21 protein-coding genes are annotated in these 23,327 nt (G+C 43.6%); 9 read left to right on the top strand and 12 right to left on the bottom strand.

Going from position 1 to position 23,327, the window contains the following annotated elements; genetic code table 11:
• Positions 1-42: 42 nt before the first annotated feature.
• Positions 43-4,851, top strand: coding sequence for an NAD-glutamate dehydrogenase (locus DX073_RS01365; protein WP_115004849.1), 4,809 nt, complete (start codon positions 43-45; stop codon positions 4,849-4,851).
• A gap of 101 nt (positions 4,852-4,952) precedes the next feature.
• Here the strand turns inward: DX073_RS01365 and DX073_RS01360 are convergent, their stop codons facing one another.
• Positions 4,953-5,705: a GntR family transcriptional regulator gene (locus DX073_RS01360; RefSeq protein WP_309473748.1), complete on the bottom strand. Its 753-nt coding sequence runs from the start codon at positions 5,703-5,705 to the stop codon at positions 4,953-4,955.
• 192 nt (positions 5,706-5,897) lie between these two features.
• Here DX073_RS01360 and DX073_RS01355 point away from each other — a divergent pair, with 192 nt between their 5' ends.
• From DX073_RS01355 to DX073_RS01340, 4 genes are all read left to right on the top strand, one after another.
• On the top strand, positions 5,898-6,497 hold the full coding sequence (locus tag DX073_RS01355; protein ID WP_115004848.1) for a hypothetical protein: 600 nt from the start codon (positions 5,898-5,900) through the stop codon (positions 6,495-6,497).
• An 89-nt stretch (positions 6,498-6,586) separates the two neighbouring features.
• Positions 6,587-7,789 (top strand): hypothetical protein, encoded by a 1,203-nt coding sequence (locus tag DX073_RS01350; RefSeq protein ID WP_115004846.1) that lies wholly within the window; start codon positions 6,587-6,589, stop codon positions 7,787-7,789.
• 267 nt (positions 7,790-8,056) lie between these two features.
• Positions 8,057-9,763: a urocanate hydratase gene (gene hutU / locus DX073_RS01345; RefSeq protein ID WP_115004844.1), complete on the top strand. Its 1,707-nt coding sequence runs from the start codon at positions 8,057-8,059 to the stop codon at positions 9,761-9,763.
• 293 nt (positions 9,764-10,056) lie between these two features.
• On the top strand, positions 10,057-11,364 hold the full coding sequence (locus DX073_RS01340) for a YjiH family protein (RefSeq protein WP_115004842.1): 1,308 nt from the start codon (positions 10,057-10,059) through the stop codon (positions 11,362-11,364).
• Between the two features lie 80 nt (positions 11,365-11,444).
• Here the strand turns inward: DX073_RS01340 and DX073_RS01335 are convergent, their stop codons facing one another.
• On the bottom strand, positions 11,445-11,750 hold the full coding sequence (locus tag DX073_RS01335) for a hypothetical protein (RefSeq protein WP_115004840.1): 306 nt from the start codon (positions 11,748-11,750) through the stop codon (positions 11,445-11,447).
• Between the two features lie 201 nt (positions 11,751-11,951).
• On the opposite strand from DX073_RS01335, the gene hutH reads away from it, so the two are divergent.
• The 3 genes from hutH (at position 11,952) to hutI (ending at position 16,304) form a co-directional block, all read left to right on the top strand.
• Positions 11,952-13,511, top strand: a complete 1,560-nt coding sequence (gene hutH, locus DX073_RS01330; protein WP_115004838.1) for a histidine ammonia-lyase — start codon at positions 11,952-11,954, stop codon at positions 13,509-13,511.
• A 371-nt stretch (positions 13,512-13,882) separates the two neighbouring features.
• A complete protein-coding gene (gene hutG / locus DX073_RS01325) occupies positions 13,883-14,890 on the top strand; it encodes a formimidoylglutamase (protein ID WP_115004837.1) in 1,008 nt (335 codons plus the stop codon).
• Between the two features lie 187 nt (positions 14,891-15,077).
• Positions 15,078-16,304, top strand: a complete 1,227-nt coding sequence (gene hutI, locus DX073_RS01320) for an imidazolonepropionase (RefSeq protein ID WP_115004835.1) — start codon at positions 15,078-15,080, stop codon at positions 16,302-16,304.
• 269 nt (positions 16,305-16,573) lie between these two features.
• Here hutI and DX073_RS14980 read toward each other — a convergent pair whose 3' ends face one another.
• The 10 genes from DX073_RS14980 to DX073_RS01280 form a co-directional block, all read right to left on the bottom strand.
• The gene (locus tag DX073_RS14980) at positions 16,574-16,855 is read right to left on the bottom strand and encodes a DUF2523 family protein (RefSeq protein ID WP_115004832.1); all 282 of its coding nucleotides are present in this window, start codon (positions 16,853-16,855) and stop codon (positions 16,574-16,576) included.
• Positions 16,855-18,087, bottom strand: coding sequence for a hypothetical protein (locus tag DX073_RS01310; RefSeq protein WP_115004830.1), 1,233 nt, complete (start codon positions 18,085-18,087; stop codon positions 16,855-16,857). The genes DX073_RS14980 and DX073_RS01310 overlap by 1 nt, the downstream gene beginning before the upstream one ends.
• A gap of 290 nt (positions 18,088-18,377) precedes the next feature.
• Positions 18,378-19,190, bottom strand: a complete 813-nt coding sequence (locus tag DX073_RS01305) for a zonular occludens toxin domain-containing protein (protein WP_115004828.1) — start codon at positions 19,188-19,190, stop codon at positions 18,378-18,380.
• Complete coding sequence (locus tag DX073_RS14045) at positions 19,124-19,471, bottom strand: hypothetical protein (RefSeq protein WP_147279663.1); 348 nt, start codon at positions 19,469-19,471, stop codon at positions 19,124-19,126. The genes DX073_RS01305 and DX073_RS14045 overlap by 67 nt, the downstream gene beginning before the upstream one ends.
• A gap of 325 nt (positions 19,472-19,796) precedes the next feature.
• The gene (locus DX073_RS01300; RefSeq protein ID WP_115004826.1) at positions 19,797-20,042 is read right to left on the bottom strand and encodes a major capsid protein; all 246 of its coding nucleotides are present in this window, start codon (positions 20,040-20,042) and stop codon (positions 19,797-19,799) included.
• 9 nt (positions 20,043-20,051) lie between these two features.
• Positions 20,052-20,243, bottom strand: coding sequence for a hypothetical protein (locus DX073_RS14040; RefSeq protein ID WP_147279662.1), 192 nt, complete (start codon positions 20,241-20,243; stop codon positions 20,052-20,054).
• Entirely contained in the window at positions 20,243-20,422 is a 180-nt protein-coding gene (locus DX073_RS01295) for a hypothetical protein (protein WP_115004824.1), read from the bottom strand. The genes DX073_RS14040 and DX073_RS01295 overlap by 1 nt, the downstream gene beginning before the upstream one ends.
• A complete protein-coding gene (locus tag DX073_RS01290) occupies positions 20,419-20,766 on the bottom strand; it encodes a hypothetical protein (RefSeq protein WP_115004822.1) in 348 nt (115 codons plus the stop codon). Before DX073_RS01290 ends, DX073_RS01295 begins: the two co-directional genes overlap by 4 nt.
• A 23-nt stretch (positions 20,767-20,789) precedes the next feature.
• Complete coding sequence (locus tag DX073_RS01285) at positions 20,790-22,073, bottom strand: phage/plasmid replication protein, II/X family (protein ID WP_115004820.1); 1,284 nt, start codon at positions 22,071-22,073, stop codon at positions 20,790-20,792.
• Between the two features lie 105 nt (positions 22,074-22,178).
• Entirely contained in the window at positions 22,179-22,484 is a 306-nt protein-coding gene (locus DX073_RS01280) for a hypothetical protein (protein WP_115004818.1), read from the bottom strand.
• Positions 22,485-23,028: 544 nt separating this feature from the next.
• Between DX073_RS01280 and DX073_RS01270 the strand changes: the two genes are divergently transcribed.
• The gene (locus tag DX073_RS01270) at positions 23,029-23,235 is read left to right on the top strand and encodes a hypothetical protein (protein WP_115004814.1); all 207 of its coding nucleotides are present in this window, start codon (positions 23,029-23,031) and stop codon (positions 23,233-23,235) included.
• Positions 23,236-23,327 lie beyond the last annotated feature (92 nt).

The raw sequence follows: 23,327 nt of genomic DNA, 5'->3' as shown, positions 1-23,327 counted from the left end.
TTATTTTAAACATTTACGGTTAAAACCAATAGGAAAAAAACAATGACAAGCAACCATCTAACCATTAGCCCAAAACGTGTCAGCAACATCGCCCGTCACGCCACAAGCCATCATCATGACAACCACGCCAACCATCAAGAGATACTAGCGAAGTTTATCCCCATCTATTATCAGCACCTGCCCACGGAGATGGCAGATAGATTCTCCGATGAGACGTTGTCGGGCATGGCATTACACCATTTTAGCTTACTAAAAACACATAACGGCACAAGCCCCAATATCAGCGTCATCAACCCTCTGGGCGAGTCACACCTGTTTAACAGTGAGCGTACCATCATTGCTTTGGTCGCCATTGACCGTCCCTTTTTGACCGACACGCTCCTGATGAGCTTGGAGCGCCGGGGCATTGGTGTTCATCGCATTTATAATAACATCATCAAGGTAGAACGCACAGACGGACACATCAGTGACATTCAAGCAGTTGATGAGAGTAGCGGTCGGGCGGACAGCTGTTTTGCGTTGGTGCATATTGAGATTGACCGCCAAAGTGATGACAAGCTGGCGGACATCAAAGAGATGCTATTAAAGAAAATCCACACCATTGATGTCATCGTTGGCGACTTTGGGGCGATGGCAGATAAGCTAGACGAGATCAAAGAAGAACTAAAAAGCCTGCCCATTCCCACAGAGCATTATACCAAAGAAGCGGTGACGGGCTTTTTGGAATGGGTAGGGCGTGATAACTTTATCTTTATGGGGTATCGTGAATACCGTTTTGAAAATGACCATGGTGTGCCTGAGCTGTACTCGGTGGGTGGTAGCGGACTGGGCGTGCTACAAGGCAAAGAGACCGATGAGTTATCCAAGAGCTTTCACGGTCTGCCCACGCACCTAAAACACCTGATAGCCGAGCCACGTGTATTACTGCTGTCTAAATCGGCACGGCTGTCGCCCATCCATCGCCCCGCTTATCTGGACTTTTTAGGCATTCAAAAATACAACGACCAAGGCGAGCTGATTGGCGAATATCGTTTTGTTGGACTTTTGACATCACGGGCGTATCAGACCAGCGTGGCGAACATTCCGCTACTCAACGAGAAAGCAGGTAAAATCCTTGCCATGTCACGCCTGCCCAAAAACAGCCATGCTTATCTTAAACTTACCCACATCGTCAATACCTTGCCCCGTGATGACCTATTCCAAGCCAGTACCGATGAGCTCTACCCGATGGTGGCGAGCATTGCCAGCTTGCAGGACAAAAACCGCCTACGCCTGCTCGTGCGTACCGACCATTATCAAAGATTTGTATCGTGTCTGGTCTATGTGCCGTTGTCTAAGTTTAACAGTGACTTACGTCAAAAAATCCAAGACATTCTAACCCAAGCCTTTGGCGGTGTGTCATCGAGCTTTACGACCGAATTTAACGAGCTTCATCACGCCCGTGTGCATATCCATGTACGCACCGAGACAGGCAAGGTCAAGGATTATGACCTAGCCAAGTTGGAGCGTGAACTGTCGGCACTCATGCACGACTGGACGGATGAGTACGCCAAAGCCCTAACCGCCCAGACAGGCGAGAGCCGTGCCAGAGAGATACTGGCGACATTGGGGGCGAGCATTCCTTTGACGTATCGTGAGCGGTTTGATGTGCATACGGCGGTGGCAGATACTGCCAAACTGCTGTCACTTGATGATGATAAACCTAAGATTTGGCATTTGTATCAGTCGGCAGGCGAGCGTGCGGACAGCCTAACCCTAAAACTCTACGGCAGGGGCGAGATTTTGACGTTGTCGCACGTCTTGCCGATATTGGAGCATTTTGGGGTGGCGGTCATCTCAGCGTCCACTTATGACTTTGGTGGGCAAGACACCCCTGATGTCAGCGATGATTTGTGGTTACAAGAGTATAAACTCACCTTAAAAGCAGGATTGACGGTGGATTTGACCGCAGTCAAAACGCAGGTGGAGCATGCCTTAGATGAGATTTGGCAAGGGCGTGTTGAGTCCGACCGCCTAAATCAGCTGATTTTGACCACGGACATTGACACCTATGATGTGGTGGTATTGCGTGCCTTATCTCGCTATGTCGTCCAAGCCCGAGCCCCGTTTTCGACCGAGTACATTCACAGCACGTTGGTGGGCAATCCCGTCATTGCCAGTTTGCTTGTCAAGCTGTTCCATGCCAAGATGTCGCCCACCGAGCAGACGGACACCGCCCCGATTTTGGCACAGATTGACAGTGAGCTTGGCTTGGTAACAAGCCTTGATGAAGACCGCATTGTGCGTTGGTTCTTGGATTTGTTAAACGCCATGCTCCGCACCAACTTTTATCAAGTGGACAAAGATGGAGTAAGAAAAGACCGCTTGTCTTTTAAATTCAAAGCAAGTGATATTCCCAATTTGCCCAAGCCCAAGCCCATGTTTGAGATTTATGTGTACTCGCCAAGGGTTGAAGGGGTGCATTTGCGTGGTGGTAAGGTGGCTCGTGGCGGACTTAGATGGTCTGACCGCATGGAAGACTACCGCACCGAAGTGTTGGGACTTGTCAAAGCCCAAATGGTCAAAAACTCAGTCATCGTGCCTGTCGGCTCAAAAGGCGGTTTTGTCTGCAAAGACAAATCCAAGCAGGCAAGCCGTGAGATGTGGCAAGCCGAAGGCGTGGCGTGCTATCAGACCTACATCCGTGGCTTGTTGGACTTAACGGATAATTTGGTTGATGGCAATGTTGTCCCGCCTGCCGATACCGTCCGCCATGACGAGGACGACCCCTATTTGGTGGTGGCAGCCGACAAAGGCACAGCGACGTTCTCAGACATTGCCAACGCTTTGTCCGCCGAATACAACTTTTGGCTACAAGATGCCTTTGCCTCGGGTGGCTCGGCAGGCTACGACCACAAAGGCATGGGCATTACCGCTCGTGGGGCGTGGGAGAGTGTCAAACGTCATTTTCGCTTGATGGGCAAAGACATTCAAGCCCGTGATGAATTCACCGTGGTGGGCATTGGCGACATGAGCGGAGATGTGTTTGGTAATGGCATGCTACTGTCCAAAAATATCCGCCTTGTGGCAGCCTTTAACCACTTGCACATCTTTATTGACCCAAATCCTGATGCCAAGGCAAGCTTTGAAGAGCGTGAGCGTTTGTTTAATTTACCACGTTCGGTATGGACGGATTATCAGGCAGAGCTTATCAGCGAAGGCGGTGGGGTATTTAATCGCACCGACAAAGCCATCGCCATTACGCCACAGATGAAAGAGCGTTTTGACATCACTGAAGATAGCCTTACGCCCAATGAGCTACTAAACAAACTTCTAAAAGCTCCTGTGGACTTGATTTGGAATGGCGGTATTGGCACCTATATTAAGTCATCTGATGAAGACCACAGCGATGTGGGCGACCGTGCCAACGATGCCATTCGTGTGGACGGGCGTGAAGTGCGTGCCAAAGTCGTGGGCGAGGGTGGTAACTTGGGCTGTACTCAGCGTGGACGTATTGAGTATGCCCTACATGGCGGACGTATCTACACCGATGCCATCGACAATTCAGGCGGTGTGAACTGCTCAGACCATGAAGTGAACATCAAAATCCTATTAGGCTCAGTCACCGAACGTGGGGATATGACCATCAAACAGCGTAATGACTTACTGGCGAGCATGACCGATACGGTGGCAAATTTGGTACTACGCCAAAACTACTTACAGCCACAGACCATTGAGCTGTCAGCTTATCAAGCATATGAGCGTGCAGGCGAGCATATTCGCTTTATGAATTTCTTAGAAAAAGCAGGTCGCCTTGACCGTGCCATCGAATACCTGCCAAGCGATGACACCCTAACCAAACGTAAGGCAAAAGATGGACGTGGGCTGACCAACCCTGAGCTGGCGGTACTGTTGTCTTATGGCAAAATGTGGGTGTATGATGAACTACTAAGTAGTGGTCTGACCGAAGATGCCTACTTCTTGCATGAGCTTAAAAAGTACTTCCCAGATACGTTGGGCGAGCAGTTCTTTGATGAGATGACCCGCCATCGCCTGCACCGTGAGATTATCTGCACTTATCTGACTAATGGACTGGTGAACCGTCTAGGCATAGAAAACGTGTTTGCCATGAGTGATGAGACAGGTCATAGCGTGGCGGACATTACTCGAAGCTATGCCATCGTGCGTGATGTCTTTGATGTGCAAGCGGTGTGGGACAGACTGTCAAGCCTTGACAATGCCGTCGCTGGCAACACCCAAATCGAGCTTGAACTTACCATCCAAGACGTGCTAAAACAAGGCATGACATGGTTCCTAAACCGTCAGCTGACAGGCGAGAGTGTGGCACAGACAGCACTGACCTTTAAAAACTTGGTGGCGGACTTATTCTCTTATGATGTCATTGATGAGCATTTTGGGGCGTATATCACCAAAGATATCGCTGATTTGACCGCCCAAGGACTTAGCGATGATGATGCCCGTGCCTTTGCCCGTTTGCCCATCTATGTGCATGCCCTAGATGTCGTGGCACTTGCCGACCAAAAAGGCGTGGCAGTGACCGATGTGGCACAAGCGTATTTTGGCGTGTTCTCACAGCTACACATGGATAAGCTAACATCAGCGGTGGCAGAGTTGCCTGCCGAGAGTTATTGGGACAGAAAAGCGTCTTATGCACTCACCGGTGAGTTTAACCGCACACTCATGGCACTCATCACCGATGTGTTGGCGGTGGGTGGTCTGTCAGCATGGCAGGATAAGTACCGTGAGCGACTGGCGGTACTCTCAGAGCAGATAGATGGCTTGTCAGACAAAGTGGGACTGGCGGAGCTGTCGGTGCTACTGAGTGAAGTTAATGGCTTAAAAGCGGTTTAAAGCCAAAGGTTTTAGAATTATAAAACCCCAATCTAGCCTTAGATTGGGGTTTTGTCCATCAAGCTTATTTTAAAATGCTACAAAGCCATGATAACCCAAACTCAGCCCAATTCCCCATCAAACCGAAAAGTCGCCCCATCGTGCCACATCTGCACAAAGGTAACAACCTTATCGCCTGAATATGTGTAGCGAGACAAACGCAGGGCGGGAGAGTTTGGCTGACAGCTCAAAAAAGTCGCCACATCAGGCGGACAAGGTTTGGCTTCAATAAAATAGTGTCCACGCACAAGCGGTACCTGACTGATAAGGTAGTCACTTGTGTTGATTTTGTTAAAATCTTGATATTCAAAGGCAGGGATAATCGCCAAATCCACAAAACGCCGTTCAAATTGCAAAGGCTTATCATTGCCAAAATGCACAATCTCTACCTTGTACAGACGCTGAGTGTCATGAAATACCGCCCGAGCTGATGGCGGTAAGTCGCTATGGGGCAAGGCAAGCTGGCTTACGACTTTGGCGTGATAGCGTTTGCCTGTGCTTTCTATGTCGTGGGCGATGTTGCGAACGGTGATAAAGGTCTGGTTAAATTGTTGCTGGGCGACAAACGTCCCCGACCCTTGACGGCGTTCTAGCACCTGCTCATCTGTCAGCTCTTTTAGGGCACGATTGACGGTCATGCGAGCCACGCCAAATTCACGAGATAACGCCATCTCGGTGGGAATGGCAGAGCCGACCGCCCATTGTCCTGCGTGGATTTTGGCTAAAATGGCGGATTTTATGCGTTGGTAGGCGGGGGGTTTGGGGGTATTAGGCATAATGGTGTGATGATTGATAAATTGGCGTGATTTTATCATAAAAATGCAATGTTTTTCACAAAAGCCAAAAAAGTTTTTTTGGGGTGTGCCCCACTTTTGTATTTACGATTAAAAATGAGAAAAATCGTAAGTTTTTCAAGGAAAAAGTGAAGTTTGATGGTCATTATTAAAATCGTTTTTTTGCTTTTTTGTGTTATGATAGGGCTTTAATTTTTTATTTGAGAGTTTGATATGAAATTATTTCATTTAACCGCCATTTCCTTGGCGATGTTATTGACTGTAACCGCTTGTGGTGGCGATAAACCCAGCGAGACAACACAAGAAGTCAAAACCGAGACCGCCACAGAAACCAAAACCGATACAGGAATACCTGCTGGTATTGAAAAACTTATTATCCAAAGTCCTTATATGGAATTTTCGGTGCAAAGCAATCGTGTGTTTGTGGTTAATCATATTAAATCCGAATCTCAATTAACCCCAGAACAAAATGCCTGTTTATTAAGTTTGGAGGGCAATCCTAATTATCTTGAAATACTTGAACCGTATGTCAAGGGTATTTTAAGTGATGACGACATCAAAGAAGCGGACGAATTTTTTGCCAGCGATGCAGGGCGTAAATTTGCCGAGATGATGCTAAAACAAATGGGTGCAGAAAATTTACCACCATTTGTTGAACCAACCGACAGCGAAAAAGCCGAGATTGCCAAAGCACTATTAAAACCATTTTTTGTAAAAATGAAAGCCAAAACGGACGCAATGAGCGAGCAAGAAGCACTGGATTTTATGATGTCAATAGTGGATAAAGAAAAGGCTCGTTGTCAGATTTCTTAATTTGAGATTTGATTGGTTTTACTGTAAAATTTTTATTTTTCAACATAATTTTGCAGTACTTTTTAAGGATAAAATTAAAGGATAACACAATGTCTTTTTTGTCAAAATTATTTGGTAATAAGCCAAAAGCTGATTTTATTGTCCATCGCATTGATTTTGATGTGCCAAACAATAAAACCTTAAAAGATGGCGAATATCTGTGGGCAACCATTGATTTTGAAAGCAAGCACCCTTGCCAAGTTTGGCTTCACCCCAATTCAGACGATATATTTCGTGGTGATGCTTCTGGTGGTTATCATCCGTCCGATGTTTATCCAGCGGGGCGACACACCATAAAACGCTGGTTTTATTTTAATAATCTTGATGTGGCGGATTATCCTAATGGATTGTTGGTCAATGGTGGAAAAGTGATTGCTCAGACAGAAGATGGCTATACTTTACACGATCAAGTATATCCGACTGATTGTGCTTTTGTGCCGTTTTCGCCTGATGAATTAAATATGCGTCAAAATATTGATAAAGAGGGCTTACAAATAGAATTTATAAAAGCCCGCATTACTGATAGTGAATATGGTTATGAGCTGATTGGCTTATCGCCCAATGATACGGTGGGTATGGAGACAGAAATTAGCGTGCGTATTCATACCAAATGCAATGATGAAGTGAGTTTTGCTTGTTTCCCAAGAACAGATGGGGAAATGAATTATGGTTATAATCCAATGTCAAAACCCTTAGATGGTGTGCTGGATTTACAATTTACAATGAAAGAAACGGGAAACATTAAAGGCTTTTTGATTATTGCTTATAACCGTTATGACTATGAGATAGAGCATCTTGCCGTAGATTTTCCTTTAGTTGTAGAAGATTGGTCTGATGATGGGGTGGGTCAAGAATTAAACTTTGCCTTTGATGGTATTTATGATGATGAACCAAATTTAAATGGCGAATTTGAACGAATTGAAAAAAATTCTACCATTTCGCCTGATAAAGATGTACGCTTTTATATTTATTTAAATCATCAATTAGAGCATGGTATTCATATTAAACTATATGATGTGATTGATAATAAACCACAGCATTTATATTATTGCAATGTGCTAAGTCAAGAAGATTGTCAAGAATACGATGGCAATCCTTATTTTTTTCTTGATTTTATGGAAGATGAATTGGAAGAATTTTATGAAAATAATCAATCACGCCAAATCTCTGGATTTTATATGGTTGTCAGTAATATGGTGGGCGAAGTATTAGCCGAGGAAGTGGTGGATTATCCTTTGACCATTGTGCCGTAGGATTTTTTGATGATAGAAAATGCCCGTCAAAATTGATGGGTATTTTTTTGTAAAAATTTCTTGCATTCCCCCAAAATTTTTGCTAAATTATCATAAAATTTGTATATACAAATTTTTAACCCAACACAAAAACGCATTCACAATAGTGGTAAGTGGTTGATGTTGTAGGGGCGAATTGCAATTCGCTCATTTTTCAAAAATATTTGAATAATCAATCAGTTACAATTAAAAATTGAGAATGGCAACCCAAAAAAAAAGGAACGCATTATGGCAACTCGCACCGACCCAACTCGTACAATCCTTGCCCCGACAGGCACAGAGCTTACCTGCAAAAGCTGGCTGACCGAAGCCCCCTATCGTATGATTCAAAACAATTTGCACCCTGATGTTGCCGAAAATCCACAAAGTCTTGTGGTCTATGGTGGTATTGGGCGGGCGGCTCGTAATTGGGAATGTTATGATAAGATTTTGGAAAGTTTAAAAAATCTTGAAAACCATCAAACCCTGCTGATTCAATCAGGCAAGCCTGTGGGCGTGTTTAACACCCACGAAAACGCTCCAAGAGTGCTGATCGCCAACTCTAACCTTGTGCCAAAATGGGCGACTTGGGAGCATTTTAATGAGCTGGACAAAAAAGATTTGTTTATGTACGGGCAAATGACCGCAGGGAGCTGGATTTATATTGGCACGCAGGGCATTGTGCAAGGCACTTATGAGACCTTTGCCGAAGCAGGTCGCCAACATTTTGGCAATGGCACGGACAAATCTACCGACAACTGGAGGGGGCGTTGGATTTTGACCGCAGGACTTGGTGGAATGGGTGGAGCTCAGCCTTTGGCGGCAACCTTTGCAGGGGCGGTGAGTCTGAACATTGAATGCCAGCAGTCAAGCATTGATTTTCGCTTGCGGACAGGCTATGTGGATAAGCAGGCAGACGACCTTGACCACGCTTATGAATTGATTAAAGAACACACCACCGAAGGCGAAGCGGTATCCATTGCCCTTTTGGGTAATGCCGCCGAGATTTTGCCAGAAATGGTCAAGCGAGCCAAAGCAGGGGAAATCAAGCCCGATTTTGTAACCGACCAGACTTCCGCCCACGACCTTATCAATGGCTATTTGCCAATAGGCTGGACGGTGGATGAGTGGAAAGCCGCCGCCACCGACCATTCACGCCACGCAGAGTTAAAGAAAGCCGCCGCCAAATCCTGTGCCGTCCACGTGCAAGCAATCCTAGATTTTGTGGCAATGGGCATTCCTGCGACCGACTATGGCAACAACATTCGCCAAGTCGCCTTTGATGAAGGGGTTAAAAACGCCTTTGATTTCCCTGGTTTTGTGCCTGCTTACATTCGTCCGCTATTTTGTCAAGGTAAAGGACCTTTCCGCTGGGTGGCGTTGTCGGGCGACCCAGAAGACATCTACAAAACCGACCAAAAAATCAAAGAGCTATTCCCTGACAACACCCATGTCCACAACTGGCTTGATATGGCAAAAGAACGCATTCACTTTCAAGGTTTGCCTGCTCGCATTTGCTGGCTTGGGCTTGGCGAACGCCATTTGGCAGGGCTTGCCTTTAACGAAATGGTCAAAAATGGCGAGCTAAAAGCCCCCATTGTTATCGGACGAGACCACCTAGATACTGGCTCTGTGGCAAGCCCCAACCGTGAAACTGAAAGTATGAAAGACGGCACGGACGCGGTGTCCGACTGGGCACTCTTAAATGGTATGCTCAATGTCGCAGGCGGGGCAACTTGGGTCAGCCTACATCACGGCGGTGGCGTGGGAATGGGGTACAGCCAGCATTCTGGAATGGTGATTGTCGCAGACGGTACAGACGAAGCCGCCAAACGCCTAGCCAATGTGCTTGTCAATGACTGTGGAAGTGGGGTAATGCGACACGCTGACGCAGGTTATGAACTTGCCATCAAAACCGCTAAGGAATTTGGGCTTAATTTGCCGATGATAAAATAAGTTTTAATGCTGGGGCGTGCTGAACCTTTATAATATTATTTACAAATTGGAAATAATTTAGCGATATTTTTGCATTAAAAATGGCTAAATCTTGATTTTCTGCGTCAAAAGCCTTGCCAATATTATTATATTGCCTGCAGCTTTTTCCTTGAAAATACTGCGATTTTTCTCATTTTTAATTGCAAATATAAAAGTTCAACACGCCCCAATTAAAATTAACAATAAGTCATTGGCGTAAAAACCAATGACTTATTTTGTTTTTAAAATTGAATGCTCGGTATTAAGGATAATCTATGAACAATCAATCAAATGCACTGGCACTTATCAAGTTAATTGGATTTAGTTTGCTTGGTATCTTTTTGTTTTTTGTGCCGATAGAAATCGCAGGTAAAAATACCATTGCTTTTGACCATATGGCAAGTTTTTTGGTCAAAGAACAAAGACAGTTGGCGATTGTCTTATTATTTGACTTAATGATTTATGGGGTAATTAAACCGTTCTATGATAAATCATTTAACGCCAATTTAACCAATAAAATTTTAACCCTTTTAAAAATCGCAGGATTGATTTTAGCCATATTATTTATTACAGGTACCGCCCCTGCCAGCCTTATGGCAAAAGATATGTTGCCTTTTTTGTTTGAAAAACTTGCCTTACCTGTGGGAATGATTGTCCCCATTGGGGCGGTAATGCTGGCGTTTTTATTGGGTTTTGGGTTATTGGAAGCAGTAGGCGTGCTAATGCAGCCGATTATGAAACCGATATTTAAAACATCAGGCAAATCCGCCATTGATGCGGTGGCGTCCTTTGTGGGCAGTTATTCGGTGGGGCTTTTGATTACCGATAGGGTCTATCAGCAAGGGGCGTATTCCGCCCGCGAGGCGGTGATCATTGCCACAGGCTTTTCTACCGTTTCTACCGCCTTTATGGTCATTATTGCCAAAACATTAGAATTGATGCCTGTTTGGGGTTTTTATTTTTGGTCATGTCTTTTTATCACATTTTTGGTAACGGCAATCACGGCACGCATTCCGCCCATTAGCCGATTTAGTGATGAAAAAACAATTCCTGATAATGATAAATTAAATGCACCCAGAATAAAAGTCGCCCTAAATACAGGTATTGACACCGCCAAAAAAGCACCGCCTTTATACAAACTTTTGTGGGAGAATTTTATTGATGGCGTTAATATGGCAAGTGCGATTGTGCCATCTATTATTGCCATTGGTTTGATTGGATTGTTATTAGAAAAACATACGCCTGTTTTTGATGTTTTAGGTGTTGTGTTGTATCCTTTTACTTTAATTGGCGGATTGTCTGAGCCAATGACGGTTGCCAAAGGTTTGTCATCAGGGCTTGCCGAAATGTTTTTGCCTGCATTGTTATTGGCAAATGGCGATATTTTGACTCGCTATGTAGCAGCGGTGGTGTCGGTGTCGGGCATTATTTTCTTTTCGGCGATGATACCGTGCGTTTTGGCAACCAAAATCCCATTAAGCGTGGGCAAAATGGTGGTCATTTGGTTTATCCGTGTGGCGTTGTCCATTGTCTTGGCAAGCTGGGTGGGGCATTTGGCGATGATGATGGGGTGGCTTGGCTAGCACGTTTTGGTGATGGTGTTAATAAAAATAGGCTGCCCCATGATGGAGTAGCCTATTTTTAAAAGCATTCTTAAAAGTAGTTATTCGTTATAAAAATCATTCGCTTTAAACAAAATTACAAGCAAACTGGCATAACAAAAAATGCTAATGAGTGCCAAAAACATCAAGTTTACCGCACTGCGTTCGGGGCTTATCATGACTGCCAAAGGGTTAAAGGCATTTGCCATACTGCCCCAAAACAGATAATTGACAAACAGTTGTAAGATAAGCCCAATAAAGCAAATCCGCCCAACCAACCGCTCAACTTTGGTAGGGTTTTTTCTGACCAAATAAAACCCCGCCCCAAAAACCACGGCATAAATCAAAAACGAAAACAGATAAATCATAACAAGCCCCTTTTTTCACTATAATTACCTAAATTTTGTAAGTATTTATATCACAATTTAAAATTTTTGACCAGCGATAAATGCAGACACTTTTGTGGAATAATTTTTTGTTTTGGGGCTTGCACTTGATAGAATTTCTTGTTATATTTGTATAGACAAATTTATCTTTTATTCATTTTTTTGATTAAATAAGGACAGTTTATGAAACCCGCCATTACCCTAACCCCACGCCATCTTACCTTTGGGCAGTTGCGTGCCATTTATAATAGCCCCGTTACCATCAGCCTTGACCTATCGGCTTATGATGCCATCGAAAAGTCGCACCAAGCCGTACAAGCGATTATCGCTCGTGATAGACCTGCCTATGGCATCAATACAGGCTTCGGACTGCTTGCCAAGACCCGAATCCCTGATGATGAGCTTGAACTTTTGCAAAGAAATCTTATCCTAAGCCATTCGGTTGGCACAGGCGAGGCATTGCCTGCGGACGTGGTTCGCCTTATCATCGCCATGAAAGTGTCAAGCCTATCGCAAGGGGTGTCAGGTGTTCGCCGTGAAGTGGTGGACGCACTTATCAATCTTATCAATCATGACATCACGCCCATCATTCCTGCCAAAGGCTCGGTGGGAGCATCAGGCGACCTTGCCCCGTTGTCGCACATGACACTTGCGATTTTGGGCGAGGGCGATGTATTTGTTCGTGGCGAGCGTATGTCTGCCAAAGACGCTCTTGCCAAGGCAGGACTGTCGCCCATCACGCTTGCTGCCAAAGAGGGCTTGGCACTTATCAACGGCACCCAAACGTCCACCGCCCTTGCCATTCGTGGCTATTTTATGGCGTGCGACCTTTTGGCAAGTGCGACCGTAACAGGAGCGTTGTCGGTGGAGGCGGCTCGTGGCAATGATTCGCCCTTTGACCCACGCATTCATGAGGTGCGTGGACATCATGGGCAGATTGAGCTTGGCAAGACCTATAAGGCGTTGCTTGAACATAGCGGATTTAGGGGTAAAAACCGTGGCGAGGCGGAGTTGCGTGTGCAAGACCCCTACTGCCTACGCTGTCAGCCCCAAGTGATGGGGGCGTGTCTTGACCTTATCAATCAAGCAGGCAAGACACTACTCATAGAAGCCAATGCTGTAACTGACAATCCGCTTATCTTTGGCGATGATGAGCCTGTTGCTATCTCGGGCGGTAATTTTCATGCCGAGCCTGTCGCCTTTGCTGCCGATACCTTGGCACTTGCCATCAGCGAGATTGGCTCAATGAGTGAACGCCGTATTGCTCTACTTATTGACAGCAGTTTGTCAGGACTGCCTGCGTTTTTGGTGCGTAATGCAGGCGTGAATTCTGGCTTTATGATTGCCCATGTTACCGCCGCCGCTTTGGTTAGTGAAAACAAATCGCACGCCCACCCTGCATCGGTGGACAGCATTCCAACATCTGCCAACCAAGAAGACCACGTCTCAATGGCGACCTATGCAGGGCGAAGATTGTTTGAGATGGCACACAACACCGCCGTCGTGGTGGGTATTGAACTGCTTGCCGCTGCCCAAGGCGTGGACATTCATGGCGAAGATTTGGGCTACAAGAGCGATAAGGTGCTAACGGACGTTCATGCCAAAGTGCGTGCCAAGATTGCTCATTATAACAAAGACCGCTACTTTGCCCCTGATATTGAAAGTGCCAAACAGCTTGTCTTGTCGGGTGAGTTGCTTGATGGCTGGGACGAGCTACGCCAAAATTGGTTTAGCAATGTGTGATGGCTGGGGTGTGTTTGCCCCTATACGTCCAAATTTTAAAATGTATCTTTGTCAGAACTCTAAAATTACCACAAATTCAATAATATATTGATGTAGGGGCGTGCTTTCCACGCCCGTTGGGGACTGATAGGGCGTGCACAGCACGCCCCTACAAGGGTGCATTTTGAAGTTAAGCAAGTACAGCTAATAAAATTGAATTTTACTACGGAAACCGTTCGCCCTGAGCTATGCCTGTGGGTTGGTTTCCGTTATGGTTCGACAGGCTCACCACGAACGGAAACTGTAGCACTTTTTCATTTTGCAGAGTGTATATCAAGTTCGCTAGGTATAACCTAATTTTTATCTATCCATTTTAAGCCAATTAAAAAGCCATGACCGACATCCACACCACCCACACCCCCTTTGACCCTGCCTATTATACAGGACGCACCGACCCTTTTGAGAGCGATAGGGCGGTGTATTGGCATAATGCCGTACAAGCCTTTGACCGCCAGCCTATTGCCTTGGTGGGTTTTGCTTGCCATCAAGGGGTAAGGCGAAACTTGGGTAGGGTAGGAGCAAAGTCTGCTCCGCCTATTATTAGAGAGTTTTTTGCCAAATTGCCCATCACAACAGGTGTGCAGGACAAATATACCACTTTATCCGACTTAGTGGGCGACTGTGGCGATGTGGTGTGTCATGACAATGATACCATCGTCAAGGGTAGTTTAGAGTCCGCCCAAAGAAGTTATGCCACGCACATCACCCATGCCCTACAAAACAACGCCCTAGCGGTCGGGCTTGGCGGCGGGCATGAGATTGCTTATGGCAGTTTTTTGGGATTGTATGAGTATCTAAACGCAAGCAATGAGCATTTACCCAAGATTGGTATCATCAATTTTGATGCTCATTTTGATTTGCGGACGGACGAATACGCCACATCAGGTACGCCATTTTTGCAGATTGCTGATATGATGGGTGATGAGTTTTGTTATTTTTGTGTGGGCATTAGCCGTTTTGGTAACACAGCAAGCCTATTTGACAAAGCCCGTGCCTTGGGCGTTGGTGTTGTTGGTGATGATGATTGCCACCGCTTGTCTTATGATGAGATTTGGGCAAGGCTTGATGGCTTTGTTAGGAGCGTTGATGTGCTTTATGTTACGGTGGATTTGGACTGTCTGCCAAGTGGTGTCATGCCTGCGGTCAGTGCGGTAAATGCCAAGGGGATTGAACTTGATTTGGTGGAATTTTTGCTTGAAAAGCTCATTCAAACAGGCAAAGTCAAAGTGCTGGATTTTGCCGAATTTAACCCAACTTACGACATTGACAGCCGTGGAGCAAAAACCGTAGCACGACTGCTTGCGGTGTGTGTGGAGTGGGCGTTGCTTGGTGGTGTGTGATTGGGATTAAATTAAACTTAAAACTTGTCGATAACTATTAATCTACTCTATTCTCAACTTTGTATAGGTAATTGATTTATCAAGGGCGAATAAATCGCCCCTACAACCAAAAAATAATTGCTTGACAATCAATAATTTGCAATGTTAAGTTGAGATTGAAGTTAATCCAATATCTAAGGAAAAAACCATGCAATTTGACGCCCTAATCACCAACGCCAACATCGCCACCATGAGCGACACATTTGGCTACACCAAAGACACCCCATATGGGGCGATACATGGTGGTGCGGTTGGTATCAAAGATGGCAAAATTGCCTTTGTCGGCACGATGGACGAGCTTGGCACGGCAACCGCTGACAAGATAATTGATGCCAAACAAGGCTGGCTAACCCCTGCCTTGATGGACTGCCACACCCATGTGGTCTATGGCGGTAATCGCAGTAATGAATTTGAGATGCGTCTAAATGGCGTGGATTATAAAGACATCGCCAAGCAGGGCGGTGGGATTTTGTCCACTGTGAAAGCCACAAGACAGGCGGATTTTGATGAATTGTATGAACTTAGTTTGCCACGTTTTAAAAGCCTTGTAAGTCAAGGCGTGGGGACGATTGAGATTAAGTCGGGCTATGGGCTTGATTTGGATAACGAACGCAAAATGCTCAAAGTTGCCAAAAAATTGGGTGATGACTTTGGCGTTACCGTCAAAAAAACCTACCTTGCCCTACATGCTCTACCGCCAGAATATCAGGGGAGGGCAGACGAATATGTCAAGCAGGCGTGCGAGTGGCTAAAAGTGTTGCATGGCGAGCATTTGGTGGACGCAGTAGATGCGTTTTGTGAATCCATTGCCTTTGACACCCATCAAGTGGGCAGGCTCTTTGAAGTTGCCAGATCATTAGGATTGCCTGTCAAACTTCATGCCGAGCAGATGAGTGACATGGGCGGAGCGGGACTGGTGGCAGAGTTTGACGGCTTGTCCGCCGACCACATCGAATACCTGTCCACCGACAGCATTGTCAAGATGGCAAAGCATGGCACGGTGGGCGTGCTGTTGCCGACCGCCTTTTATGTTCTAAAAGAAACCAAACTGCCTCCCATCGATGCCATGCGACAACATGGCGTAAAAATGGCGGTATCCACCGACTGTAACCCTGGCACATCGCCATCAACAAGCTTACTGCTTGCCATGAACATGGCGTGTACGCTGTTTGGCTTAACGCCCGAAGAAGCTTTGGCAGGGACAACCATCCACGCGTCCAAAGCCTTAGGGCTACAAGATACCAAAGGGCAACTTTTGGTAGGGATGGATGCTGATGTGGCGTTGTGGCAGATTGACCGACCTGCCGATTTGTCTTATCTTATCGGACAAAACCGCCTACAAAGGCTTTGGATGGCAGGCAGGCAGATGGGCTAGGCTTTTCGCATAACGCTTTTATGTTACAATAGCAACGCTTACGCCCAACATGTATCATCATTCCTACATGTTGGGCGTTTGCTATTTAACATAATAACTATTATGCGAAGTTTTAAAAGGAATAAAAAAAGTAACTACAACAAGAAGTTATCCACAAGACCGCCCAAACACGCCCCAACAGACCCTAGCCAAAAGCCGACATGCGTTAGGGGGTTCGCTCGACTTTTGGGGGTCTGTAAGGGGCGTGGGCGTTCATGTGGATAACTTCATCACTTACGGACAAAGATAAGTTTAAGGCTCTTGTACGTGCCGACAAACACAAGTGAACCTATCATTACACTAATGCAGTCATCTACCCTAGCGATGTTAAGGTAGGCTGATACATCAGGATGTAATGCTGTGTTCATTTGCGTTATGGAGCGTACAAGATACGCATCTATCACGTGATTGATAAAACTTGCGGTTGCTAAGCCAAAACCTATGCTTGCAAGGATACGCCAGACGAGACCGCTAACAATAAAACCAATAACAGCTATAAGAGCTAAGGGCATTATAAATTCCTAATTACAAAAAAGCCTGCGGAAAGATAAGAAAATGCAAGCAACCAAGGGGCAATCTGTTCAAGCAAATTACAGAAATGATGAGTCGGTATAGGCTCTATAATCTGCTTGCCATTGATTGCAAATTTAAGTTCATGTTTCGGGCATTGTCCATCAAACTGTACTCGCTGTTTAAACAGCTCGTTTTCGTCCAACCCCAAATCAGATAAATTTGCCTTGGGTACTTGCTCTGGCGGTGGCGGTTCTGGCGGTTCTTGCTTTACCCAATCGATAAACTCACAGACTTTTGAAGCCCAGTCACAAAAGGCAGGGAGTTCAAAAGGCTTAGCATCCGTATTGTCAGGCTCACGACCAATGGGGGCTACATCGGGGGGCGTTGGCTGTGGCTGTGTTTCGGGGCTTGGACTGTCATCGGGTTGACTGACATTGCGAAGTGCTGTGTCAATGTCGTTATCATGTTCACCTTTTTCAATTTGTTCTATGATTGTTTCGTTTACTGTGTTGTAGTAATTGTTAGTGATGACGTTAGTTGTGCTATTGTCTTCGTTATTGATAACGTGATTTGCGATTGTGTCAAGTGGCATTGACTGTTCTTTCGTTGTTCCAATACGCTGAATGGAAGGAGCTGTAGTAATTGAAGGATTATCAGATGATATATATACATCATAAACAGAATCATTGTATGATGATTGCTTAATTGATGTGACAGATTTGCAAAGATTATTAGCCATAATCTGACAATTATAATTAGCGGCAGATTCTTTACTAGGATGAATTTTTTGGTGGTGGTCGAGCCAAAGATAACCATCGGGATGATAATATTTAATAGAATTATTATTTGGGTCAAGAACCCAATCTATTCCGTCGCCAAGCAAATCTACAACAGCATAAGCTAATGCAGCTGAATTGATACCACGAGCAAAACGCCCTGCTAATGTTTTAGCATTTGCTTTAATGTTAAAGGTGGATTGTTTTTTGACATTTGGGTGATTTGGGTCGTAAGGGACAACAGGGTAATTTTTAGCGACTGTGACAGTTGCACCGCCTGATTGTCTTTGTGTTGTTGTTGTCACGCCCCTTTTGTCAATATCTTTTTGTATTTTATTTAGCCTGTCATTTACATGTTCAGTAAATATCTTAAAATCTTCATTGGCATGAGCAAGCACGCTACACAGTGACAACAGGGCAAGCAGTGTGATGATGATTGTGCGGTTATAGTTCATAGCCTAGTACACCTGCGATGATGGCTATCCACATAAGTAATGCGGGTATGTAGATGATGATAATGCGTAGTATTGCTTGTAGCATGGGAGTTCCTTTTAGGTTGGGGTTTGTTTTTCTGGGCGTCCCCTTCGGGTCGGGCTTTACGCTTCAATCCTTTTTAGCTAATCAATTTATTTACTAACACTCTTTTCATTCTTTCTGCCGAGAAATAAAAATATTGTAATTAACTAATATTGATTATTAAAAAGATATTTCCGCTTCAATCCCTGACGCATTCCCAAATTCAAGTTTAGTTTTGAATTTGGGAATTTTCGTTTGGCATGGCTTTATGAACCCTGCCAACTTGATTTAGATAATATTCACATTCTTGTAATGTTAATATTATCAAATCGCCGTAGGTGTTATAAGCACTGCATGTAGCACCCATTTTCATTACTCCACGAACCTGTAAAGCAGGTTCTGATTTAATAACTTCATAATCGGGGGGTAATTGTTTATCAATTAGATAAATACGTCTATTATATTGTTCTAACGCCCTTTTGTCTTGCAACGTTTTTAACTCTGTTTGCTCTTTTGAAGTATCATCAGATTTAACAGAGTCTAAAACTTCATCATCGGTATTAGCTGTTTGCACTTCATCAGCTTGTCTATTTGTTCCAACTTGCCAACCTGCTTTGTTCCAACTGTTAATCGTCCATGCGATTAAAACAAATAATATACCAATACCCCACTTCAACTTTTTAGGTATTTGGGTTTTCATGTTGTGTTCAGCACTTGACTTATAATACTGACCGTATTTTTTACCAAGACTGATAAAAAATTGGTCATCTGCCTTTGCCTTGATTGCCGATGATTGTGGGGATTTTTGAGCCTTATTATATTTGAACACATTTGCCTGCGGTAAATTTAAAGCACGTTCTACATAATAATGGGGGCTTGCCAAATCAAATAGATGACTATGGATATAATTGGGTGATTGTGTAATCAAATAGATATCAAGACCAGCATGTCTATGTTCTTCCATGCTACGCACTCTTATATCATTTGACAAAGCACCGCTTTTTTGTTTAATCCAATCGACCTTTTGGCATTCGTCGTACATAAAGACCGAGCCAATAGGCGGAACAAAATAACCATCTGGTGGGGGGGGTCGTCGGGATTATCTTGTTTACCGAAAAATATTTTTTCGCTTGGAATTGGCAAAACGTCTTTAAGCGGTGTTGCACCATCTTGATTTATGCCATGGATATTTGCATAAATTTGGCGACGTGGTTTACCCTGCTTCTCCAATTTATCATTTTCATCTTGTAATCTTAAAATCTCTCTAATTGCAAATTGCCCTTTTCCGTGACCATTTGCACCAGTAACTAATATAATAGGCATTATCTTATTCACTTATTGGATAGTTTTAATCTTTTGGGCGTCCCCTATCGGGTCGGGCTTTACGCTACAATCTTTGTTAGCTAATCAATTTATTTACTAACACTCTTTTCATTCTTTCTGCCGAGAAATAAAAATATTGTAATTAACTAATATTGATTATTAACAAAGTATTTCCACTTCAATCCCTGACGCATTCCATAATAATAAAATTTAAAAAGCAAAATTTTATTATTATGTAATAAAAAATGTGGTTACTTAACAAGTAACCACATGAATATTAAAGTGGCTATAACTTGTAACCAATTTAATATGTTCGGTTCGTTCATTATCTACCTTTACGCCAAAGCATGCCAACAATGAAACTGAATACCACAATACCAACAATCACGGTAATAAAAGTATTACCGACGGCATCAGTAGAAGTGGAAATGCCCTTAATGGCTTCGATTGCCTGCGTGGTATCAGGTCCAGCAGCCAAAGCCATTGGAGATGTTAGAGCAACTGCACCAACAACAGCAGATTGTTTTGCATATTTGCCAAGTTTGGCGATTTCAAATTTACGAGCATTCATATTTCAACCTTAATAACGTCGTCCAAGTATTAAGTTTGCAATGGCTCTAAAATGAAAGCCACTGACAAACACCAAAATCAAGCACAGACAAATTAAATTTGCCTGCTCTTGTGTAATGGCAAGCATGTCAATAGAATTTGAATACTCCTGCCATTGCTGACAGGTGTTTCCAACCAATTCTACACAAACATACTTAGCCATTAATCTTTTAAAACCTTATCTATATTGTGCTGACCATGTTTTTTGTAATATTCCACAAATTCTGGAACAGTAACACCAAACAATGGCAACCAACTAATATGAGACCTAAAAACATCATGAATATGATTATCAAGCGTGACAACCCACATAGCGAGTTTACGCTCTTTATCTATATTCATTGTGGGTTTGCTTTCTTGATAGGCTTAATATCAATAACGCAAACCTTTGGATTACCGAAGTTATCAAATCCTTGGGCAATTTCAATTTCACACTCCATGGGTAACTGCCCTTTTAGCTTGTCAAGACCTAGTTTATAATAATTACCTGCACTTGGCTTTTCGCCAACCTGATAAACAATGTCTTTAAAGCCAAAAGCAACCGTGCTATTGTCTTTTTCAGATTTCTCATCTTCAAAAGGTACATCAGCGATAATGTTTGTGGCATCAATATGCCACTCCTTACCACTGTCTTTATTTACGCCCTTGCGGTCGATACTTTCAATACGTTTAATAACAATTTTCATAAAATCACCTTATCGGCTTAAAGTTAAGCCACAAACCGCAATGGGGGCGGTTGTGGCGTGGGGTAAATGAATTTGTCAAACTCATAAAAGCTTGCAAATTCATCATCAAAATCTTTGTAATTGGGGTTCGGGTGCTGATTGGTAAAATCGACATTAATCAATCTGAATACTGGTATCTCATTATCAGCTTGAGTATCAATATTCTGTAAAAGAGCCTTTGGAATGCCTAAATCAACCAATGATTTGACATTAATCTCAAATGCTCTACGGTTGTAATCGTCCTTGACAGATTGCCAACCGCTCTGCTTTAAACGCATGTAAAAGTTATAGGCATTCTTAGCCTTGGTATGGCTAATCTTGCCCTTTTTGGTAATAGTAAACAACTTTTCGTAGCAAAGTTTCTTAATATGTTCGTCATCATTTAGGTGCATAACCTGCCCTTCCATCGCTTTTAAGATTGGATTAAACCAGTATCGCCACAAGGCTTTTAAAACATTCGGATTATTCTTTTGATAGCGTATGAACGCCCACAAATTTGTGGGAATACCCATCTTTTCTAAAAGCCTTGCTTTTGTTCGGCTTTCAAAACGGAGCAAGCCTTTTGAGTACTCCAAAAGTTCGTCATAAAAGATACTCTCCAAGTACTCGTATGACTTTTGGCAACCATTATTTGAGCGTTTAACCAAATCTTTATAATGCTCTTTTAGGTCGTTATGCTTACCATAAGCAACAGCAGTACCATGCCTTGACGTTGCACCACCCCAATAGACGGTATTGTAAAAATCTCGTCTATCGGTGTCCTTACGTCTAAAACCACTTGATACATTCCGCAAGAAATCTAGGGTTTTCGCAACTAAACTCTCATCGGCAAGACGAGCGGAGTAAGTGGCATCAATCCTTGATATCCTTGCCTTTGGAATGTCCAAAAAGCAATAAAAAACGGGGTAACATTCTTTGAGTTTTGCTATCATCTCACAAGCGAGCTTTTGGACACTTTCAGAGCCAAAAACATTGTGACCTTGGATGAACTTAGCGGACGCTTTTAACGCCACATAGGGCAAAGTATTTGCCACATTGTGGGATAAAAACTTAAACGCCATGCCACCAAATGATGACGGCAAACTCTCATAAGCATGCTTTTGGTCGCCTATCGGTTTTAACATTTTAGTTTCAATGTCAAACACGATAGCCCCATACCCTGTCAATCCATAGTGTGCGACTTCGCCGACAATATTCCACAGCTTACCGCCATTTTGATAACAAAACTGCGGTTGCATGGGAATATGGATTTCTAGGGTATCAAGCATTACTTATCCACATTGCAACGTACAAAGAGCTAAATGCAAAGCGAGATTTAGGCTTTACATAAAAAGGAATTCGGACGATAACATGGTCAATCATAGGTTGCCCCGTTAGTGTTCAAGGCACGCAGGGGCGGAAGATTTGCCATAAAAATCTGTTATGGCTTTAAAATTGGCATCGTTTATAAGTCTAGCAACATCATAATCTTGCACATCATGAACACGACCGCTATTGTTAGCGGTTAGAACACGGGCGATATATAACGACTGTTCAATGGTTAGTGTGATAGTAACTGGGAAACTTGGTTTTGTTTCTAACGTCTCGTCATCATCTGGACAACCAAATTCAACGTAGCCATTTTCAAAATCAATGGCGGTAACGTTTGGATTATCTAGAAATTCTTGAAAAGTCATCATGGGTTGCTCCTTGAAAGCAGTTACTATAAAAATTCTATAGAATTTAATATAATTCTATAGAATTATAGAATTATAGTCAAGTAAATTCTATAAAAATTTTATAGAATGTAGCAAAAACCATAAGGAGCAAAATAATGGCTCAAAGCGTTGCATTGAACGAATGGGAACAGCAAGCACTCTACCGAAAAATGGTAGAGTTAAACAACAAGCTCGCAGATAAAGACATGCGGGGAATATCAAAAGAAAGTACTTTGGTACACAGAATAATAGAATTATCGTTACCAAAGTTGGACGTATCAGAGAGCGGAACAATAATTTTGAAAGACTGACCAAAAACCCAAAAATGCGAAAAATTTTTCGCTAAAGTACACTACTAAAGTATGTGTACTCGCTCGCCCAATCAGTCGCCGAAAAGTCGCCTTCATGGGCGAGCTTGGGCAAATTTTAGGTGTGATATGCTAAACATATTTTGGTATTGTTAAATAAAGATAGATTTTAAGGTTTTCCGTTCGGACTGAGCTTGTCGAAGTCTAGGAAAACCGTTATGGTTCGACAAGCTCACCACGAACGGCTTTCTAGAAAAGTATACTCAATTAACAATACCATATTTTTGACCTACTTGCTTTGCATTTTCGTGATTTTTGGTGTTTGGATGATTGCCGAGATACGCTCAATCATCAAACTAAAAAAAGCACTGGAAAAAGACCAAGACAAGATAGAGAAGTGGTTTAGAGACTTGTTTAATAGATAAAACTTCGCATAATGCGACGTTATGTATAAATACGCCCATGCGATACGGAATATTATCGCATGGGCGTATTTTCGCAAGCTAACATAACGTAG

The sequence above is a fragment of the Moraxella lacunata genome (assembly GCF_900453205.1).
Classification (GTDB): domain Bacteria; phylum Pseudomonadota; class Gammaproteobacteria; order Pseudomonadales; family Moraxellaceae; genus Moraxella; species Moraxella lacunata_B.
This window is presented reverse-complemented; position numbering and strand designations above follow the sequence as displayed.

Bases quoted from the DNA above. Each gene is read 5' to 3' on its own strand.
- DX073_RS01350 (WP_115004846.1), top strand. From the start codon at position 6,587: ATGTCTTTTTTGTCAAAATTATTTGGTAATAAGCCAAAAGCTGATTTT.
- DX073_RS01305 (WP_115004828.1), bottom strand. From the start codon at position 19,190: ATGTACGACGAATGCCAAAAGGTCGATTGGATTAAACAAAAAAGCGGT.
- DX073_RS01300 (WP_115004826.1), bottom strand. From the start codon at position 20,042: ATGAATGCTCGTAAATTTGAAATCGCCAAACTTGGCAAATATGCAAAA.
- DX073_RS14040 (WP_147279662.1), bottom strand. From the start codon at position 20,243: ATGGCTAAGTATGTTTGTGTAGAATTGGTTGGAAACACCTGTCAGCAA.
- DX073_RS01280 (WP_115004818.1), bottom strand. From the start codon at position 22,484: ATGATGACTTTTCAAGAATTTCTAGATAATCCAAACGTTACCGCCATT.
- DX073_RS01365 (WP_115004849.1), top strand. From the start codon at position 43: ATGACAAGCAACCATCTAACCATTAGCCCAAAACGTGTCAGCAACATC.
- hutU (WP_115004844.1), top strand. From the start codon at position 8,057: ATGGCAACTCGCACCGACCCAACTCGTACAATCCTTGCCCCGACAGGC.
- hutH (WP_115004838.1), top strand. From the start codon at position 11,952: ATGAAACCCGCCATTACCCTAACCCCACGCCATCTTACCTTTGGGCAG.
- DX073_RS01295 (WP_115004824.1), bottom strand. From the start codon at position 20,422: ATGAATATAGATAAAGAGCGTAAACTCGCTATGTGGGTTGTCACGCTT.
- DX073_RS01355 (WP_115004848.1), top strand. From the start codon at position 5,898: ATGAAATTATTTCATTTAACCGCCATTTCCTTGGCGATGTTATTGACT.
- DX073_RS01290 (WP_115004822.1), bottom strand. From the start codon at position 20,766: ATGAAAATTGTTATTAAACGTATTGAAAGTATCGACCGCAAGGGCGTA.
- DX073_RS14980 (WP_115004832.1), bottom strand. From the start codon at position 16,855: ATGCCCTTAGCTCTTATAGCTGTTATTGGTTTTATTGTTAGCGGTCTC.
- DX073_RS01270 (WP_115004814.1), top strand. From the start codon at position 23,029: ATGGTTCGACAAGCTCACCACGAACGGCTTTCTAGAAAAGTATACTCA.
- DX073_RS01360 (WP_309473748.1), bottom strand. From the start codon at position 5,705: ATGATAAAATCACGCCAATTTATCAATCATCACACCATTATGCCTAAT.
- DX073_RS01310 (WP_115004830.1), bottom strand. From the start codon at position 18,087: ATGAACTATAACCGCACAATCATCATCACACTGCTTGCCCTGTTGTCA.
- DX073_RS01340 (WP_115004842.1), top strand. From the start codon at position 10,057: ATGAACAATCAATCAAATGCACTGGCACTTATCAAGTTAATTGGATTT.
- hutG (WP_115004837.1), top strand. From the start codon at position 13,883: ATGACCGACATCCACACCACCCACACCCCCTTTGACCCTGCCTATTAT.
- DX073_RS01285 (WP_115004820.1), bottom strand. From the start codon at position 22,073: ATGCTTGATACCCTAGAAATCCATATTCCCATGCAACCGCAGTTTTGT.
- DX073_RS01335 (WP_115004840.1), bottom strand. From the start codon at position 11,750: ATGATTTATCTGTTTTCGTTTTTGATTTATGCCGTGGTTTTTGGGGCG.
- hutI (WP_115004835.1), top strand. From the start codon at position 15,078: ATGCAATTTGACGCCCTAATCACCAACGCCAACATCGCCACCATGAGC.
- DX073_RS14045 (WP_147279663.1), bottom strand. From the start codon at position 19,471: ATGCCTATTATATTAGTTACTGGTGCAAATGGTCACGGAAAAGGGCAA.